General features: G+C 49.2%; 17 protein-coding genes and 1 pseudogene. 14 read left to right on the top strand and 4 right to left on the bottom strand.

Translation table 11 applies throughout. The features are described from left to right. The first annotated feature begins 38 nt into the window (after positions 1-38). Entirely contained in the window at positions 39-527 is a 489-nt protein-coding gene (locus E2566_RS10895) for a GNAT family N-acetyltransferase (protein ID WP_107169520.1), read from the top strand. Between the two features lie 167 nt (positions 528-694). Further along, entirely contained in the window at positions 695-2,668 is a 1,974-nt protein-coding gene (locus E2566_RS10890; RefSeq protein WP_107169519.1) for a methyl-accepting chemotaxis protein, read from the top strand. Positions 2,669-2,732: 64 nt separating this feature from the next. Here the strand turns inward: E2566_RS10890 and E2566_RS10885 are convergent, their stop codons facing one another. Further along, complete coding sequence (locus E2566_RS10885; RefSeq protein ID WP_107169518.1) at positions 2,733-2,999, bottom strand: YjbD family protein; 267 nt, start codon at positions 2,997-2,999, stop codon at positions 2,733-2,735. Positions 3,000-3,129: 130 nt separating this feature from the next. On the opposite strand from E2566_RS10885, the gene E2566_RS10880 reads away from it, so the two are divergent. Next, entirely contained in the window at positions 3,130-3,465 is a 336-nt protein-coding gene (locus E2566_RS10880; RefSeq protein ID WP_107169517.1) for a nuclear transport factor 2 family protein, read from the top strand. Positions 3,466-3,926: 461 nt separating this feature from the next. Here E2566_RS10880 and E2566_RS10875 read toward each other — a convergent pair. Together E2566_RS10875 and E2566_RS10870 are read right to left on the bottom strand one after the other, a co-directional pair. After that, positions 3,927-4,295: pseudogene (locus E2566_RS10875) on the bottom strand (hypothetical protein); the annotation flags it as partial. A 21-nt stretch (positions 4,296-4,316) separates the two neighbouring features. Further along, a complete protein-coding gene (locus E2566_RS10870) occupies positions 4,317-4,529 on the bottom strand; it encodes a DUF6500 family protein (RefSeq protein WP_107169516.1) in 213 nt (70 codons plus the stop codon). Positions 4,530-4,718: 189 nt separating this feature from the next. Between E2566_RS10870 and E2566_RS10865 the strand changes: the two genes are divergently transcribed. From E2566_RS10865 to E2566_RS10850, 4 genes are all read left to right on the top strand, one after another. Beyond that, positions 4,719-5,006 carry a VF530 family protein gene (locus E2566_RS10865; RefSeq protein WP_107169515.1) on the top strand — a complete coding sequence of 96 codons (288 nt, stop codon included), beginning with the start codon at positions 4,719-4,721 and terminating at the stop codon, positions 5,004-5,006. Positions 5,007-5,011: 5 nt separating this feature from the next. Continuing rightward, positions 5,012-6,307 (top strand): glycoside hydrolase family 10-like protein, encoded by a 1,296-nt coding sequence (locus E2566_RS10860; protein WP_107169514.1) that lies wholly within the window; start codon positions 5,012-5,014, stop codon positions 6,305-6,307. A gap of 412 nt (positions 6,308-6,719) precedes the next feature. Further along, the gene (locus E2566_RS10855; protein WP_193555665.1) at positions 6,720-8,105 is read left to right on the top strand and encodes a diaminobutyrate--2-oxoglutarate transaminase; all 1,386 of its coding nucleotides are present in this window, start codon (positions 6,720-6,722) and stop codon (positions 8,103-8,105) included. Between the two features lie 18 nt (positions 8,106-8,123). Beyond that, on the top strand, positions 8,124-9,626 hold the full coding sequence (locus E2566_RS10850; protein ID WP_416054195.1) for a pyridoxal phosphate-dependent decarboxylase family protein: 1,503 nt from the start codon (positions 8,124-8,126) through the stop codon (positions 9,624-9,626). A gap of 71 nt (positions 9,627-9,697) precedes the next feature. On the opposite strand, the gene pptA is transcribed toward E2566_RS10850, so the two are convergent. Further along, complete coding sequence (pptA, locus tag E2566_RS10845) at positions 9,698-9,928, bottom strand: tautomerase PptA (RefSeq protein ID WP_107169511.1); 231 nt, start codon at positions 9,926-9,928, stop codon at positions 9,698-9,700. A 230-nt stretch (positions 9,929-10,158) separates the two neighbouring features. Here pptA and E2566_RS10840 point away from each other — a divergent pair, with 230 nt between their 5' ends. The 7 genes from E2566_RS10840 (at position 10,159) to E2566_RS10810 (ending at position 16,297) form a co-directional block, all read left to right on the top strand. Beyond that, on the top strand, positions 10,159-10,935 hold the full coding sequence (locus E2566_RS10840) for an MBL fold metallo-hydrolase (RefSeq protein WP_107169510.1): 777 nt from the start codon (positions 10,159-10,161) through the stop codon (positions 10,933-10,935). Positions 10,936-10,979: 44 nt separating this feature from the next. Beyond that, positions 10,980-11,942, top strand: a complete 963-nt coding sequence (locus E2566_RS10835) for a GlxA family transcriptional regulator (protein WP_107169509.1) — start codon at positions 10,980-10,982, stop codon at positions 11,940-11,942. A 383-nt stretch (positions 11,943-12,325) separates the two neighbouring features. Continuing rightward, on the top strand, positions 12,326-13,510 hold the full coding sequence (locus tag E2566_RS10830) for a pyridoxal phosphate-dependent aminotransferase (RefSeq protein WP_107169508.1): 1,185 nt from the start codon (positions 12,326-12,328) through the stop codon (positions 13,508-13,510). A gap of 248 nt (positions 13,511-13,758) precedes the next feature. Next, the gene (ydfG, locus tag E2566_RS10825; protein ID WP_107169507.1) at positions 13,759-14,508 is read left to right on the top strand and encodes a bifunctional NADP-dependent 3-hydroxy acid dehydrogenase/3-hydroxypropionate dehydrogenase YdfG; all 750 of its coding nucleotides are present in this window, start codon (positions 13,759-13,761) and stop codon (positions 14,506-14,508) included. Positions 14,509-14,771: 263 nt separating this feature from the next. Continuing rightward, positions 14,772-15,122 carry a DUF1283 family protein gene (locus E2566_RS10820; RefSeq protein WP_107169506.1) on the top strand — a complete coding sequence of 117 codons (351 nt, stop codon included), beginning with the start codon at positions 14,772-14,774 and terminating at the stop codon, positions 15,120-15,122. 154 nt (positions 15,123-15,276) lie between these two features. After that, positions 15,277-15,894, top strand: a complete 618-nt coding sequence (locus E2566_RS10815; RefSeq protein ID WP_107169505.1) for a hypothetical protein — start codon at positions 15,277-15,279, stop codon at positions 15,892-15,894. Positions 15,895-15,997: 103 nt separating this feature from the next. Beyond that, a complete protein-coding gene (locus E2566_RS10810; RefSeq protein ID WP_107169504.1) occupies positions 15,998-16,297 on the top strand; it encodes a DUF1161 domain-containing protein in 300 nt (99 codons plus the stop codon). The last annotated feature ends 26 nt before the right edge of the window (positions 16,298-16,323 follow it).

Genomic DNA, 16,323 nt, shown 5'->3' with positions numbered 1-16,323 from the left:
GAGTCTGGCTGTCACACCAATCTAGGAACGCGAACGCAATGGTAAATTTAACGGATATGACCGAGTTGGATTATCCCAACTATCGCCAGTTCTTCATTCTTGAATATGCTCAGGATTTACAAGCATCCCGAGGATATGATGCGGAAAAGGCGAGGGCGATTGCCACGCAATCAATCGATATTGCGCTACCGCAGGGTACTCATACACCCGCCAATAAATTATGGTCCATTCAGTCTTTAAATAATGAAGGTGTCACCATCGGCTATTTGTGGGTAGTGTTGAACGGAAATTCGGCCTGGGTATCTGATTTTTGCCTTCTGCCAGCGTGGCGTGGCCGAGGTTTTGGTAAAGCCTCACTAGCCGCGATGGACGCGGCGATCGCGGCGTTAGGTATTTGTGAAGTCGGACTGAGAGTCGCTACGCATAACCCGGTCGCCAAGGCGTTATATCAAAAACAGGGATTCCAGATTACCGGTTTTAACATGCACAAAAGTCTGGTGCCAGCCTCATCGTCAGACTGCGACTAAGCCTATGACGTAAAAAACGATCTCCGACGCCCATTGGCCTCCGGCCCTTATCCCTTGTTCATTCCTGCGCCGCTAAAGTTCAAAAAAAAACGCCGATAGACAAATAGCAGGGAACTCATTGCAAGGGAATGTTGATTACGATAAGGGTCAACACCAGGAGAGCCATAATGGCCAAACAATTAATACAAAAAAAGACAATGAGCACCCGCGCCCAGGTATTGTTAACTGGCGCACTCACCATCGCACTCGGTTTCGCTGTCACCATCGGTGTGCTCAGCTGGCAGTCTAGTCGTGAACAAAAGTCTCTTGCTGAGCGCTATTTACAGCAGATAGCCCAAAGCGAAGCCTTGAGAATTCAACAAGAACTCAACTACGCCCGTGATGTGGCGCATAACCTCGGGCAAGGGCTGGTCGCTTTGCCATCCGCAGGCATTAAAGACCGCGCTGTGGTCGATAAAATGATGGAATATGCCCTGCGGGATAACCCGGAATACCTCTCAGTTTCAGTCATTTTTGAAGAAAATGTGTTTGACGGGCGTGATGCTGAGTTTGCCGATCAGCCGGGTCAGGCACCGAAAGGCCGCTATGCCTGGTTTGTTGACCGCGATCAGGCTGGCAATTACACGATGCATCCTCTGCTTTCTTATCTGACTCCCGGCCAGGGCGATTACTACCTGCTGCCACAAAAGAGCCAGAAAGATACGCTAATCGAACCCTATACCTATGCTTATAATGGCGTCCCAACGCTACTGACGTCAGTTGCTGCACCGATTGTCAGCCAGGGAAAACTGTGGGGTGTCGTCACTTCCGATATTTCTCTTGCGTCATTGCAGCAAAAAATTAATCAGATTAAACCTTGGGAAGGCGGTGGCTACGCGATGTTGCTATCCAGCGCCGGTAAAGTCATCTCTTATCCTGATAAATCCCAAACGAGCAAAGCCTGGCAAGGACCGACTGACAATTTTACGTCTTCAGTGGTACAGCACGACGATGCGATTCTGGGCGAACAGGCGCTGGTGACTTGGCAGCCTGTCACCATCGGAAACAGTACGGAGAAATGGTATTTGGGGATTGTTGCGCCAGTGAGTCAGGTGATGGCCGCGTCTGAGCGCCAGCTAATGAACGCGGTGATCATGATGGTGATTAGCATTCTGTTGGTAAGCGCGCTGTTGGGCTGGGTATTCAGCCGTAAAGTGCTTAAACCAATTGGTGGTGAACCACTTGAAGCCGCAACTATCGCGCTGTCTGTTGCTGAAGGGCGACTGAGTAATGTGATTGACGTGAAAGCCAACGATCGCAGTAGCCTGTTCTTCGCGCTGCATACGATGCAGTCACAACTACGCCAGGTGGTTGGGCAGATCAAAGATGCCAGTGATTCTGTGCGACAAGGTGCCGCGGAAATTGCCAGCGGCAACCTCAATCTTGCCTCGCGTACAGAGCAGCAAGCCGCCGCACTGGAACAAACGGCAGCGAGTATGGAAGAGATCACCGCCACGGTGAAACACAATGCCAACAATGCCCATCAAGCCACAACGTTGACAGAGAATGCCACGAAGATAGCCCAGCGCGGTGAGTCGCTGGTTAGTCAGGTGGTGCAGACGATGTCACAGATTGATGATAGTGCGAAGAAAATTGGCGACATTACCGCCATGATTAACAGTATCGCTTTCCAAACCAATATTCTGGCACTGAACGCGGCGGTAGAGGCGGCGCGAGCAGGAGAGCAGGGTAGAGGGTTCGCCGTCGTGGCATCGGAAGTTCGCAATCTGGCACAGCGCAGCGCCAGTGCAGTAAAAGAGATTGCCGCATTGATCGAGGAATCCAGTCAGCGCGTTGAAAGCGGCGTTAAACTGGTGAATGATGCGGGTAAAACCATGCAGGATATGACGCATGCCGTCAGTTCAGTACAAAGTATTATCGGTGAGATTGTCACCGCATCGGATGAGCAGGCGAAAGGCATAAGCCAGGTAACGATCGCCGTTAATGAAATGGATGGCGTCACGCAGCAAAACTCAGCGCTGGTACAGCAGATGTCTGCGGCAGCCAGTTCGTTGGAAGATCAGTCCATGCTGCTGGCGCAAACGATAGAGCATTTCCGTCTGGAACAGCAGCACACTTTACCTCAGGCGCTTTTAAGATAAAAAGAAATACGATCGCCCGGCGACCCTGAGGTTGCCGGGTAACTCGTCTAGTGTTACAGCGTGGCTAGCGGCGGCCGCGTAAATTTGTATTCGCGGACCATTCGTAAGTTGTGGATGAATCAGGTTTAAATTTATTTTTCTTCTTCTCTGCTCTGGCTTGTTTTGCCACGGCCTCACGTTCCTTCATCAGCTTATCGATATAATCGTCTTTAATATGATTACCTTCAGAGTTGGTTAACGGACGACCCTGTTTTTTTCTCGCCTGATCGAGTAACGTCTTAAGCTGGCGTTGTTCGCTTTCTGTCATGTCTTTCTGAGTCAGTCTAGGCATGGGAATTGACCTGATAAGCGGGTTGGAAAATACATTGTAGAGGAAAACGAACAGAGTCCCAGATAAATCATACCGCGTGTCTTTAACTTGAAGTAGCATGATGAATATAAACGCATAATGGAGAGAAGTAATGTCACCAGAGTTAGTCGTAGCAGCACAGTTTAAGGCTTATAACGAACATGATATAGATGCTTTCATGGTATGTTTTTCGTCGGACTTCAAAGCGTACCGCATGCCGTCAGAAACACCGTCAATGGAAGGAAAAGAGGCGCTGAGAGAGTTTTACGTGAATAACCGATTCAATAACCCAGAACTGAGGGCTGAGCTGGTGTCACGTACCGTATTAGGTAATAAAGTATTTGACCATGAGTTAATTCATGGGCTTTCAGTTGAACCAATAGAAAGCATTGCCGCTTTTGAGGTAGAACAGGATCTTATTAAGACAGCCTGGTTTTTCTTTTCTTAGCAAATGCTCAGCGGAACGGCCAGTTCCCGCCTGTTTATCCATTGGTTCGCATAATACGACCCGTTAAGCAGTTATGCCAACATCATGCGATGTCAGGATGTTGGCTGCCGATAGCATTGGTCATAGTTTCACAGGCAATTAGGCAAAATTGCCTAATGTTACGGCATAGGAAATTGCAGCCGTTTGCTGGCCCGAGTGGGAAAATCTATTGTTATCGGATTGTCAGCCGCAGGGATGATAACTGATGCCAGAAAAAGTGTTTTACGGATGTGGGGATTTGCTCAGCGGAACGGCCAGTTCCTGCGAGCACGTCTTTAGGTTCGCATAATGTATATTATGTTAAATTAACTCTGAGACTTCTTAACTTCACGCTACAACCTAGCTTCTCGAGAAAACAATGCGTTGAAACTTTTGATACCGCCCCTTTTCTACTATTAGCTCCAAAGCGCATTTACTTCATATCATTGGCAGTCCGTGACTTGCGGGTAATTGCGACAGACTAGATTAAGTTTGTTCTTCGGCTCGAAGTCTTTATCCAGCATGCATCGCTGAACATCCGCGGCTTTGCGCAGTGTCGGCACGTAAGGTACCGAGCCCAAAGGCTGCGGATAACTGCATTGATACATCACTGCCAGTGCTTGTTTGCCGTTTTCGATTTCATGAGAAAAATGCCTCGACGCTCCCGCTTTACGCCAACTAATCAAGGAAAACTGACTCACGCCGGAATCCGGCTTAATCGGATGAAACCCTCTATCTGCGACAAAAGGCAGCGCTTCTAGCTGGCGCTGACTCAAAGGATACCCCTGCTCTTGCTTGATGCAGGCTGGGGTAAATCCCTTATTTATTATTGTCTAGCGTGTAAGGAGAGATATGATCTTTCTGGCTTTTTCAAAGTGGTCTAGTTTCATCTCCATGATCCACCATTGAGCGACTTCCATGAGTAATTTCGGATCGTCATTCTTGTTGGCAAAAAAAGCATAAAATGACACGCCAACATTATCTCCTTTAGCCGCAATCTTGGCTTCACATATTCTCACTATCTTCGTCCGGATACTGGCTCTCATAACCTTTCCTTGATGATTACTGAGGATGCTTATATTAGCACTTTGCTGATGTAACCCTGTGTATTGGAGCCAACATCGCCATACTCACATGGCTGCACAACATTGCCGCTCGCTCTGCTTTCTTGTACCCTTCCCTTGCTAACAGCCCAATTCTGAATACAACATCTGAAACTACCGGACTTTTACTACATGACCGCTCATATTTCTAAAGACCCTTTACATGGCGTAACGCTTGAAATGCAAATCAATGCGCTGGTTGACCGTTTTGGCTGGGTTGAGCTGGGTAAACTGATCAATATCAATTGCTTTAAAAACGATCCCAGTGTGAAATCCAGTTTAAAGTTTCTGCGTCGGACACCGTGGGCTCGTGCCGAAGTTGAAGCACTGTATCTTGATTCTCTGGATGATGTCGCTTCCGCCAAATCAGATGATAGTGTCGTTGACCCATGGGCTAATAGTCGCAAAAATAAGAGCTAACCAACGTGAAAAAGCCAGTCGTACTTATTGCTGCTGCGCTTCTACTCGTTAGTTGCGCGTCCAAGCCGCCGAGTTCACTTGTTACCCCTGTTCCTCCCGTTAAACAGCCACTACCAGCCACACCTCAGCAACGTCAGGAACCGGTACGCGGAGTCTGGCTGGCGACAGTTTCCCGTCTTGACTGGCCGCCAGTGGCATCAGTCAATGCCAGCAGCCCTGTAATCCGCATGACTCAGCAGCAGGAGGCGCTGAAAGGCAAATTGGATAAATTGAAAAGCCTCGGTATCAATACCGTATTTTTCCAGATTAAGCCTGATGGCACCGCACTCTGGCGCTCTAAAATATTGCCGTGGTCAGATATGCTGACGGGCCATATCGGTGAGGCTCCTGGTTACGATCCGCTCCAGTTCATGCTGGATGAGGCGCACAAACGCGGCATGAAAGTTCATGCCTGGTTTAATCCCTATCGCGTATCCGTCAACACCAAGCCAGGAACCGTTACTGAGCTAAACCGCACGCTGTCGCAGAATCCGGCTAGCGTGTTTGTGTTGCATCGTGACTGGATTCGCACGGCTGGCGATCGCTTTGTGCTCGACCCTGGAATCCCGGAAGCGCGAAGCTGGATCACCAGTATCGTGGCCGAAGTCGTGGCGCACTACGCTATTGACGGCGTGCAGTTTGATGACTACTTCTATGCTGAATCATCGACCTCAACGCTTAACGATAGCGAAACTTTTAAACGATATGGTCAGGGATTTGGCTCAAAAGCAGACTGGCGTCGACACAATACTCAACAACTGATCGAGCAGGTTTCGCGCACCATCAAGCAGTTGAAACCCGAGGTTGAATTCGGCGTCAGCCCTGCGGGTGTATGGCGCAACCGATCGCACGATGTGGCAGGTTCCGATACACGAGGTGCTGCGGCCTATGATGAAGCCTATGCCGATACCCGCCAGTGGGTGCAACAAGGGCTGCTGGATTATATTGCTCCGCAGCTCTATTGGCCTTTCGCACGTGACGCTGCTCGCTACGATGTGTTAGCAAAATGGTGGGCGGATGTGGTGAAACCTACGAACACGCGCCTTTATATTGGTGTTGCACTGTATAAAGTGGGTGAGCCGTCAAAGAATGAGCCAGACTGGATGATAAAGGGGGGCGTGCCAGAACTGAAAAAGCAGCTCGATTTGAACGACTCTACGCCACATATTAATGGCACGATTCTGTTCAGAGAAAACTACCTTAATCAGCCACAGACTCAGGAAGCGGTTAATTATCTTAAAAACCGCTGGAATCCGATCTGATGGAACCGGTTGTCGAGGCATCCAAAATCTCTGCATCAGTCTTTATATAGACTGAAAACAACACGTAAAGCAGTATCACATTCCCCTATCCTGTGGTTCCCTCTCTGTTTTCCCTCGCTAAAAAGTGCTGTTTCCCCCTGTTGTTACCCCCTTTTTGACTCAAAAATCCTGCGGCTGGCGGATTTTTTTTGCTTATTTAATAAGCATGTAAGATAACCATGGCATCATGATTAGCAATCAATCATTCAACGTGTTGATTTTTATGTGAAAAAATAAAAGTTTCGAAACGAAATAAATCATTGAGTCGGTGACTGAAAAACCCTATATTGGCCGCGTTTTTCTTATAGCAGTTATATGTTTAATTCATTTATTCAACTGTGGTTGCCAGTGAGCACACGGTTGTAGGAGAGATATGATGACGGATAAAGTCCGTATTGACAGTTTAGGTGCGAATTCATTAAACGGAAACAATGAAACCTATTTGGCAAGACAAGCTGAATTTGAATCGAACGTGAGGAGTTATCCACGCAAATTGCCTCTGGCAATTGCGAAAGCTGAAGGCGTGTGGATCACCGATGTTGAGAATAATCAATATCTTGATTGTCTGGCGGGTGCGGGTACGCTCGCGCTTGGTCATAACCATCCTGACGTGCTGCAAAGCATCCAACGTGTCATTACTAGCGGCTTGCCGTTACATACACTTGATCTGACAACGCCGTTGAAAGATCAGTTCTCCGAATATCTACTTTCTTTATTGCCTGGTCAGGGCAAAGAGTACTGCCTCCAGTTTACCGGTCCTTCTGGTGCCGATGCGGTTGAAGCTGCACTGAAACTGGCAAAAAAATACACCGGCCGTTCTGGTGTGATCAGCTTCTCTGGTGGCTACCACGGTATGACGCACGGTGCGCTGTCCGTCACTGGTAACCTGTCACCGAAAGAAGCAGTCGACGGCATGATGCCTGAAGTCCAGTTTATGCCTTATCCGCATCTGTACCGCTGCCCGCTGGGTATTGGCGGTGACGCTGGCGTTAAAGCATTAACTTACTATTTTGAAAACCTGATCAACGACGTTGAGAGTGGCGTACGCAAACCGGCTGCGGTCATTCTGGAAGCCGTCCAGGGTGAAGGCGGCGTTAACCCGGCACCTGCCGAGTGGTTGCAGCGCATCCGTAAAGTGACGCAGGAGCACGGTATTCTGCTGATCATCGACGAAGTTCAGGCTGGTTTTGCACGTACTGGTAAATTCTTCGCCTTTGAACACGCGGGTATTGAGCCAGATATCATCGTGATGTCCAAAGCGGTCGGTGGCGGCTTGCCATTAGCTGTGCTGGGTATCAAGAAGCAGTTCGATGCTTGGGCTCCAGGCCATCACACCGGTACTTTCCGTGGTAATCAACTGGCCATGGCAACTGGCCTGACGACACTTAAGCACCTCAAAGACAATCAGGTGGCAGACAAAGTCGCTGAGCAAGGTGAATGGCTGAAAGCCAAACTGGCTGAGCTGCAAAAACGTTATCCGGTGATTGGTCACATTCGCGGTCTGGGCTTGATGATCGGGATTGAGATGGTTAAACCAGGTGAAGCGCAGGACCACATGGGTTGCTACCCGGCTGACGGTGAGTTGTCTGCTCTGTTGCAGAAAAAATGCTTTGAATCAGGCCTGATTCTGGAGCGCGGTGGCCGTAACGGTTGCGTTCTACGTCTGCTGCCTTCCCTGCTGATCAGCAATGCTGAATTGGAAATCTTCCTGGATAAATTTGAAAACGCCCTGCTTTCTGCTGGCGTGAAGCCAGTCTGAGTGGAGCGAATGACCACGATGTCCCAATTAGTGGAAAAAGAAGCAGTGGAAACAAAAATCAATCCGATTCTGGCTTCTTCTGCGCAGAGTATCGAAGCCTATCAGGAAGCGATTACGCAAAGTAGCCAAGCTGTTATGCAGTGGCTGCAACAACCTGAGATGTATCAGGGAAAAACGGTTGCCGAACTGCGTGAACGCATCACGCTGGATTTTAATCCTCAGGGCCTGGGTAACCAGGCCGCTATCGAGCGTGCGATTGAGTACTTTTTGAAAGACAGCCTGTCGGTACATCATCCACAGTGCGTTGCTCACCTGCACTGCCCGAGTTTGGTGGTCAGTCAGGCGGCTGAAGTCTTGATTAATGCCACCAACCAGAGCATGGACTCCTGGGATCAAAGCCCGTCAGCGACCATCATTGAGATGAAACTGATTGAATGGCTGCGTACTCAGGTCGGCTATCAGTCTGGCGATGCTGGCGTATTCACCAGCGGCGGTACCCAAAGTAACCTGATGGGGCTGATGTTAGCACGTGATGCCTTCTTCGCACGCCAAGGACACTCGATCCAGCAAGATGGATTAGTTGGTAACCTGAAGAAAATTAAAGTGTTCTGTTCTGAAAATGCCCATTTCTCGGTGCAAAAGAACATGGCTTTACTGGGCTTGGGTTATCAATGTGTCACGCTGGTGAAAACCGATCGCTTCGCGCGGATGGATCTGAATGATTTAGCGGAGAAAGTGGCGTTGGCCAAGGCTAACGGCGAGCAGATTCTGGCGATTGTCGCGACGGCGGGAACGACCGACGCTGGCGCGATCGACCCTCTGCGGGCGATCGCAACACTGGCAGCGGAACACCAGATTTGGGTACACGTCGATGCAGCCTGGGGCGGCGCTCTGCTGCTGTCCGAGAAGTATCGTGATTATCTGGACGGCATTGAGCTAGTGGATTCCATTACGTTGGATTTCCACAAACAGTTCTTCCAGACCATCAGCTGTGGCGCATTCTTGCTAAAAGAAGCACGTCATTATGAGCTGATGCGCTATCAGGCCGCTTACCTGAACTCTGAGTTCGACGAAGCGCAAGGCGTACCCAATCTGGTGTCAAAATCATTGCAGACGACGCGCCGTTTTGATGCCTTGAAACTGTGGATGGGTCTGGAAGCGTTAGGCCAACAGCAATACGCGGCGATCATCGATCACGGTGTTACGCTGGCACAGCAGGTTGCACAGTATGTGGCTGAACATGCCTCGCTGGAATTAGTGATGCAGCCTCAGTTGGCAAGTGTTCTGTTCCGCTATCGTCCACAGCAGTTGGCGACAGCAGACGATGCGGCGATTGCATTGCTTAACCAACGCATTGGCGATGCATTGCTGGAGTCAGGGCGTGCCAACGTCGGGGTCACCGAGTTTAACGGCGTTACCTGCCTGAAGCTGACGTTGCTGAACCCAACGGTCAATCTGGATGATGTTAAAATCCTGCTGGCTCTGGTTGAAAGCACTGCACAGCAACTGCTAACAGCGTAATCCCCTGCTCTATCTTGCATCATGAAAGCCGATAATACTCAGTGTGTTATCGGCTTTTTTCTGCGTATTTTTTAATACGAATATCCCGGTTTTTTTGCCAGCGTATCCAAATGTGGTTTGATGATCGGATCGTAAACGTCATCCTTCCAGCGTTCTGGCTGAACTTCGTTAAACGCGACAGAAAGCGAATCGTTAGAAGAACCGAAGTGTTTCTTCAGAACCGCCGCAAGATCTTCAGCAATGACTTTCTTCTCTTCTTCAGACAGGTCTCTTGGGAAGTGTTTGACATCAATATGGGGCATAGGATGATCCTTTTCAGTGATGAAACAGCACGTTGGTTAAGATAGCTAGTGTGCATGAAGACAGCAATAGGATAGCCCCACCCGATGATAAACAACGTGTCTGAAACAAATTGGCCTAAACTCATCGAAGAGTGTCATTCAGGCCACTGTTAGCGATCTGCCAGATTCTTATACTGATCCTATTTGGCGCGTACCAACGCAACCCGTTCACCTGATATAGGAGCAATAAGATGAAGATAACGCAGATTCGCAATGCGACATTACAACTGGAATTTGGTGGGAAAACGTTTCTGATTGACCCGATGTTGGCGCCAAAGTCGACCTATCCGGGTTTCCCAGGAACAGCAAACGATCATTTGCGAAACCCACTGGTCGATCTTCCCTTGTCTTTAGCCACCATTCTGGATGTTGATGCCGTAATCGTGACACATACGCACCTCGACCATTGGGACGATGCGGCGATTGACGCTATCCCGAAAACGATGCCGATCTTTAGCCAAAATACACAAGATGCCGGTATCATACGCCGCGCGGGTTTTACCTCGGTGCGTGTATTGGATGAGCAGACGGAATATGATGGAATCACGCTGATAAAAACGTCTGGTCAACATGGTTCTGATGAAACCTATGCCAATCCACAACTGGCGGAACGGCTGGGTGAAGTTTGCGGCATCGTTTTCCGGCATACTCATGAGAAAACGTTTTATCTGGCAGGCGATACCGTCTGGAATCAGCATGTTATTGATGCCTTGACGCATCACACACCTGATGTGGTGGCGCTGAATATCGGTAATGCCACTATCCCCGGTTTAGGTTCGATTATCATGGGAAAAGAGGATGTACAACGCGTTCATCAGATCGTACCTAACGCGACGATAGTCGCTACACATATGGAAGCGGTGAATCATTGCCTCCTGAGTCGTGTCGAACTGCGTGATTATCTGCGTGAAGAAAAGCTTCAGTCCATCGCGCACGTACCAAATGATGGTGAATACGTGCAATTCTGAACCGAGAAGCAACCGAAACATATTGATCTTTAACGAGGGCTATTATGGCTTTGCTAACCGTTGCGGTGGTTGTCTGCGAAAATTTTAGCCCGTTTCATTTATCAATACCGAGTATGGTTTTCAGTGACATGCTCTATGAAGAAAAACAGTTTGCGCTTTTTTTCTGTGCAGAAAAACCGGGCATGGTTGCTTCTGAACACGGTTTTTCCATCAACGTTGAGCACGATTTTTCCGCATTGGAAAAAGCCGATTTGATTATCGTTCCCTATTGGAACCACCCAGATACACGCCCTACTGCGTCGCTTCTGGATGCATTACGTGCAGCCGAATCCCGTAGAGCACAGATCGCTGGGTTATGTCTGGGCACCTACGTGCTGGCTTACGCTGGGTTGTTAGATGGCCGCCGTGCCTCGACACACTGGGCGTTTGAGCAGGATTTTATCGTCCGTTTTCTGGATGTGCAGTTGGATACCAACGCGCTCTATGTTGAAGATGGACGTCTGATCACGTCTGCGGGCACGGTAGCGGCAATTGACTGCTGCCTTTATTTGGTTCGCCAGCATTGCGGTAGCGCTATTGCTAACCGTGCCGCCCGCCGCCTGGTTATTCCGCCTTATCGGGAAGGCGGGCAGGCTCAATTTATTGAGCATCCGGTGCCGGAAAATACGCGGGATAGCAAAATCAATCAGTTGCTAGATTATCTGCGCAGCCATCTCCGTTCACCCCACTCTTTGGATGCCCTGGCGAGCCGGGTGCAGATGAGTCGCAGAACATTTACCCGGCATTTCTTCCGTGCCACGGGAATGACGGTCAGCGACTGGTTAACGGCAGAACGGCTTCGCCATAGCCAGGTATTACTGGAATCAACATCCCACTCAATCGAAGCGATTGCCGATAGCGCGGGATTTCAGTCAGCGGTGACATTTCGCCAGCACTTTAAGCAGCGTTTTAGCGTGAGCCCAACCGACTGGCGTAAAACGTTTCAGGATAAAAGCAACATCCACTAACTCTTGTTTCGCACACCGCTTTCTGGCCGCGCCACCACTCGAATAACCTCTAGCATATTCTGAGCGATCGGGCAGAAGCCAGCATGACTCAATTGCTATCTCATAGTGCAAGCGCATCATGATGCATCAGCTCATTCGTCATGATGGTTCTCTTACATAAGTAATTCATATCATTTGATTTAATTACCGGATGAATAAATAAATTTTTTTTACCTTTAATCGATACGCAGAGAAGGTGAACTTTCCTGCCGTACGGGAAAATCTGGCGTAAGAAAATATTATTTCACCTATTTGGCAAGGTATTAGAGAACGACCGGTTAGAAAAATTGGCGCGTTTTATGCTTTAACTCTCCTGCCATTATGTAACTAAGGAGAGTGTTTTGATGAATTTTTTAATCAATGAAAGCGACGTGTTAAACCCGAAACGCAGAGCATTATTAAAACTTTCTGGCGCACTGCTGGGGTCTGCGGCGATAACAACGGGATTAAGTTCGCGGGTTTTTGCCGAAACTCAGCCTGAAAATGCAGCATTTGCCGCACCGTCGACCAATAACCCGATCCGTATTAATTTTAATGAAAATCCACTGGGTATGTCGCCCAAGGCGCAAGCTGCTGCTCGTGATGCCGTTGTGAAAGCCAACCGCTACGCAAAAAATGAAATTTTGATGCTTGGTAATAAACTGGCAGCGCATCATCAGGTGGAGGCTCCTTCTATTTTACTGACGGCGGGATCGTCGGAAGGCATCCGAGCGGCGATCGAAGCCTACGCGTCGCTGGATGCACAGTTGGTTATTCCTGAATTAACCTACGGTGACGGCGAGCACTTTGCCAATATTGCCGGAATTAAAATCACTAAAGTCAACATGCTCGACAACTGGGCGTTTGATATTGAAGGGCTAAAAGCCGCCGTTGCCCGTTACTCTGGCCCCTCCATCGTTTATCTGGTCAATCCTAATAACCCTACTGGCACGATTACGCCAGCGGATTTAATCGAGCCGTGGATTGCCAGTAAGCCTGCGAATACGATGTTCATCGTCGATGAGGCCTACGCCGAGTTTGTCAATGATCCTCGTTTTCGCTCTATTTCACCGATGATTACCCAAGGCGCAGAGAACATTATTCTGCTTAAAACGTTCTCTAAAATACATGCCATGGCCGGTATGCGCGTTGGGTATGCCGTCGCACATCCCAATGTCATTGCGTTGCTGGGGCGACATGTCGCGGGCGAGAAAATCAACTTCAGCGGCGTGGATGCCGCATTGGCATCGATGGACGATCGGGCATTTATCACCTACAGCAAAAAGAGTAATGACGTGTCGCGTCAAATCCTGCTGAAAGCGTTAGATGACCTAAAGCTGCCGTACTTGCCGTCTGAAGGAAATTTTGTTTTTCACCAGTTAGTCGTCCCACTTAAGGATTACCAAAAACATATGGCGGATGCAGGCGTACTGATCGGTCGCGCGTTTCCTCCGGCAGATAACTGGTGCCGCATTTCGCTAGGTACACCGCAGGAAATGCAGTGGGTCGCGGATACCATGCGCGAATTCCGTCGCAAGAACTGGATTTAACTCTCCATCATACCGATCTTGTCGCTCCACTATGGCGCGGCATGCTGTATCCCAGGCTTGTATGCCTCGATCGGTATTCGACTTCCGCCCCTCTCTCTGAGGGGCAATAATTCCTGAACCACCGTTGTTGCAACCAGAGTAACACTTGACCCACGGGGAATTGCGCGGCTAAATGAACCCATGCCTTTCATTATTTATATTGATATCAGGCACAAGCAGAACATGAAAACGGTCAGGGAGAAAAGAGCATGATTATTTTTGTTACCGGTGCAACCGCTGGGTTTGGTGAGTCAATTACCCGTAAATTTATTAGTGCGGGCCATAAAGTGATCGCGACGGGCCGCCGTCAGGAACGTCTGGATGCGTTGAAGGTGGAGTTGGGTGAGGCGTTGTATACGCTAAAATTAGACGTGCGCGATCGTCAGGCGATAGAACAGGCGGTTTCCTCTCTGCCTGCTGAATGGCGGGCGATTGATGTGCTGGTGAACAACGCAGGTCTTGCGCTGGGTCTGGAACCGGCACACAAAGCATCGGTAGACGATTGGGAAAATATGATCGATACCAACAACAAAGGACTCGTGTTTATGACGCGCGCGCTGCTGCCTGACATGGTAGATCGCAATATCGGTCACGTCATTAACATCGGTTCCACCGCGGGAAACTGGCCTTATGCCGGCGGTAACGTGTACGGTGCCAGCAAGGCATTCGTACAGCAGTTTAGCCTGGGGTTACGAGCCGATCTGTCTGGCACCCGAATCCGCGTGACGAATATCGAACCAGGTCTGGTTGGTGGAACCGAGTTTTCGGCCGTACGTTTCAAAGGTAACGATGAAAAGGTGAACAAAACCTATGACAACACCACGCCGCTGACGGCCGAAGATGTATCTGAGGCTGTTTTCTGGGTTGCCACCCTGCCTGCCCACGTCAATATCAACACGCTGGAAATGATGCCAGTCAGCCAATCTTTCGCCGGTTTAAGCGTACACCGCGAAGGCTGATAGCCAATTACAGCATGAAGACCCAGGGCATAGACGCAAGCTTTATGCCCTTTTCTCTTCCCTTTTGGCGCAATGCCGTGCGGTTATAGTGCCGTTGAAGCGAAGGATGTATACTTCTCGTTATAGGCAACCTTTCGTTTTGCACGACGCGCGAAGGTTACAGGGAACGGCGGTCGCCTTTTGTTGTCTATCGCTTGCCGTGCGCGTGCTATCGTTTGCGGCATCGGCGTTTGTTTTTATCATTCGTTCTGTCAAGGTGAAACATGAACCACTACTCTTTTTCCTCTTTGATTCGGGCCTTCATCCCGCTTTCTCTGGTTATCGTTTCTGCTGCCTGGCAGCCTGCCGCACTGGCTGATACGCGTCACATCATTGTCGATTCTGGCGACAGCGCGTTGTCTAAAGAAGCAGCGCGTCAAAGCAAAGAGCAATGGGACTCAACCCGCTCACTGCGTAACAAAGTGAACAACCGCGTTGAGAAAGAATTCGATAAAACCGAAAAAGCCATTGATGGGCGTGAAAAATGCAATGCCAGCTATAACGTCAATGCTTACTGGGAAAACACGACCGAACGCTGCCTCGATCGTAGTACTGGTCGTCCGGTTACCCCATGATTCTTTACCCACGCCTCCCAGCGTGGGTGTTTCGCTTTTCCCTTCGTATTACAGCAAATTCGCCCGATCTCAAAAGGTGACATCTCCTTTCAATTCAACGATTATCGCTATATCGTAGCAACGCGCATTTTTATCCCAAATGGAGTGCATCAGGATGAATATGGATTTAGCACGGTTGTTTTTACGCCCTTTTCACATCAAACGGTGGGGCGTGTTCATCATGTGTTTACTGATCAGTTCGTGCGTAAGCACGTACCCAGAGACGGATAACATCACGAATATTACCAACGATCGCGGAACGATTATTGCCGAGTCCAATACCTACGTTTACACCTTCCCCGACGCAAAAGCTCAAAAAGAATATCAGGACTATTACGCGTTTTATCGTGATTACAAAGACATCATCCTTGGCGTGAGGGTCGATTTTTCTCTCCGTAACGGTCAAGTCTACGCAAGATATAAAAACGTGATTGATACTCGCCGATTGACCAAAGAGCAAGAAGTTGATTTACGCGAACTCTTCGCGGCAAACATTCCCACGGCAATGGGAAAAGGTGAAGTCACGTTTAGCGCTAACGGCACATTCAGTAAGAAAGAGGGGTCATCGATCGGCCTGACCCAAAATGGACGTTTACCGCAGCCTATTCCTGTGGTTATCAACAGCAGCGATAACTCCGGCAAAGAGGTGTTGCTTGCTCCCCTCATGATTCCTGCTATCGTCCTTTTCCCTCTGTTTATGATGTACGGCTGCGCCACTGGCCCCTGTGTTTAACGTGCTTTGGCCATCATTGATGGCCTGATTCCTCAGCATTTTCGCGTTATCTTCATCGTTTGATATACTCAAAGAGACTTTTTTCAGAGCAAAGGATCAAAAGATGAAAAAAACCGTCATTTTTGGTGCCGCGTTACTCTTGGTCGCTCCGTTGGCTGCACAGGCATCTTGCGAGAGCGTGAAAGCGGATATTGCCCAGAAAATCATCGCCAATGGCGTACCTGAATCCGGTTTTACGCTGGATATTGTCCCGAACGATCAGGTGAGTCAGGCTGGTGGTCAGGTGGTTGGTCACTGCGAAAGTGATTCACACAAAATTGTTTACACCCGCCATGCCGAAGGTGATGTCAATACGGAAAGTATGCCTGTGCCAACAGAAGGCCAGCCGACAACCACACCGTAACTCTTCCTCTGGAGAGTCAAAAGGCG

It is taken from the genome of Pectobacterium punjabense, assembly GCF_012427845.1.
Taxonomy (GTDB): domain Bacteria; phylum Pseudomonadota; class Gammaproteobacteria; order Enterobacterales; family Enterobacteriaceae; genus Pectobacterium; species Pectobacterium punjabense.
Note: the sequence above shows the minus strand (reverse complement) of the source record. Positions and strands in the feature narration are given on the sequence as shown.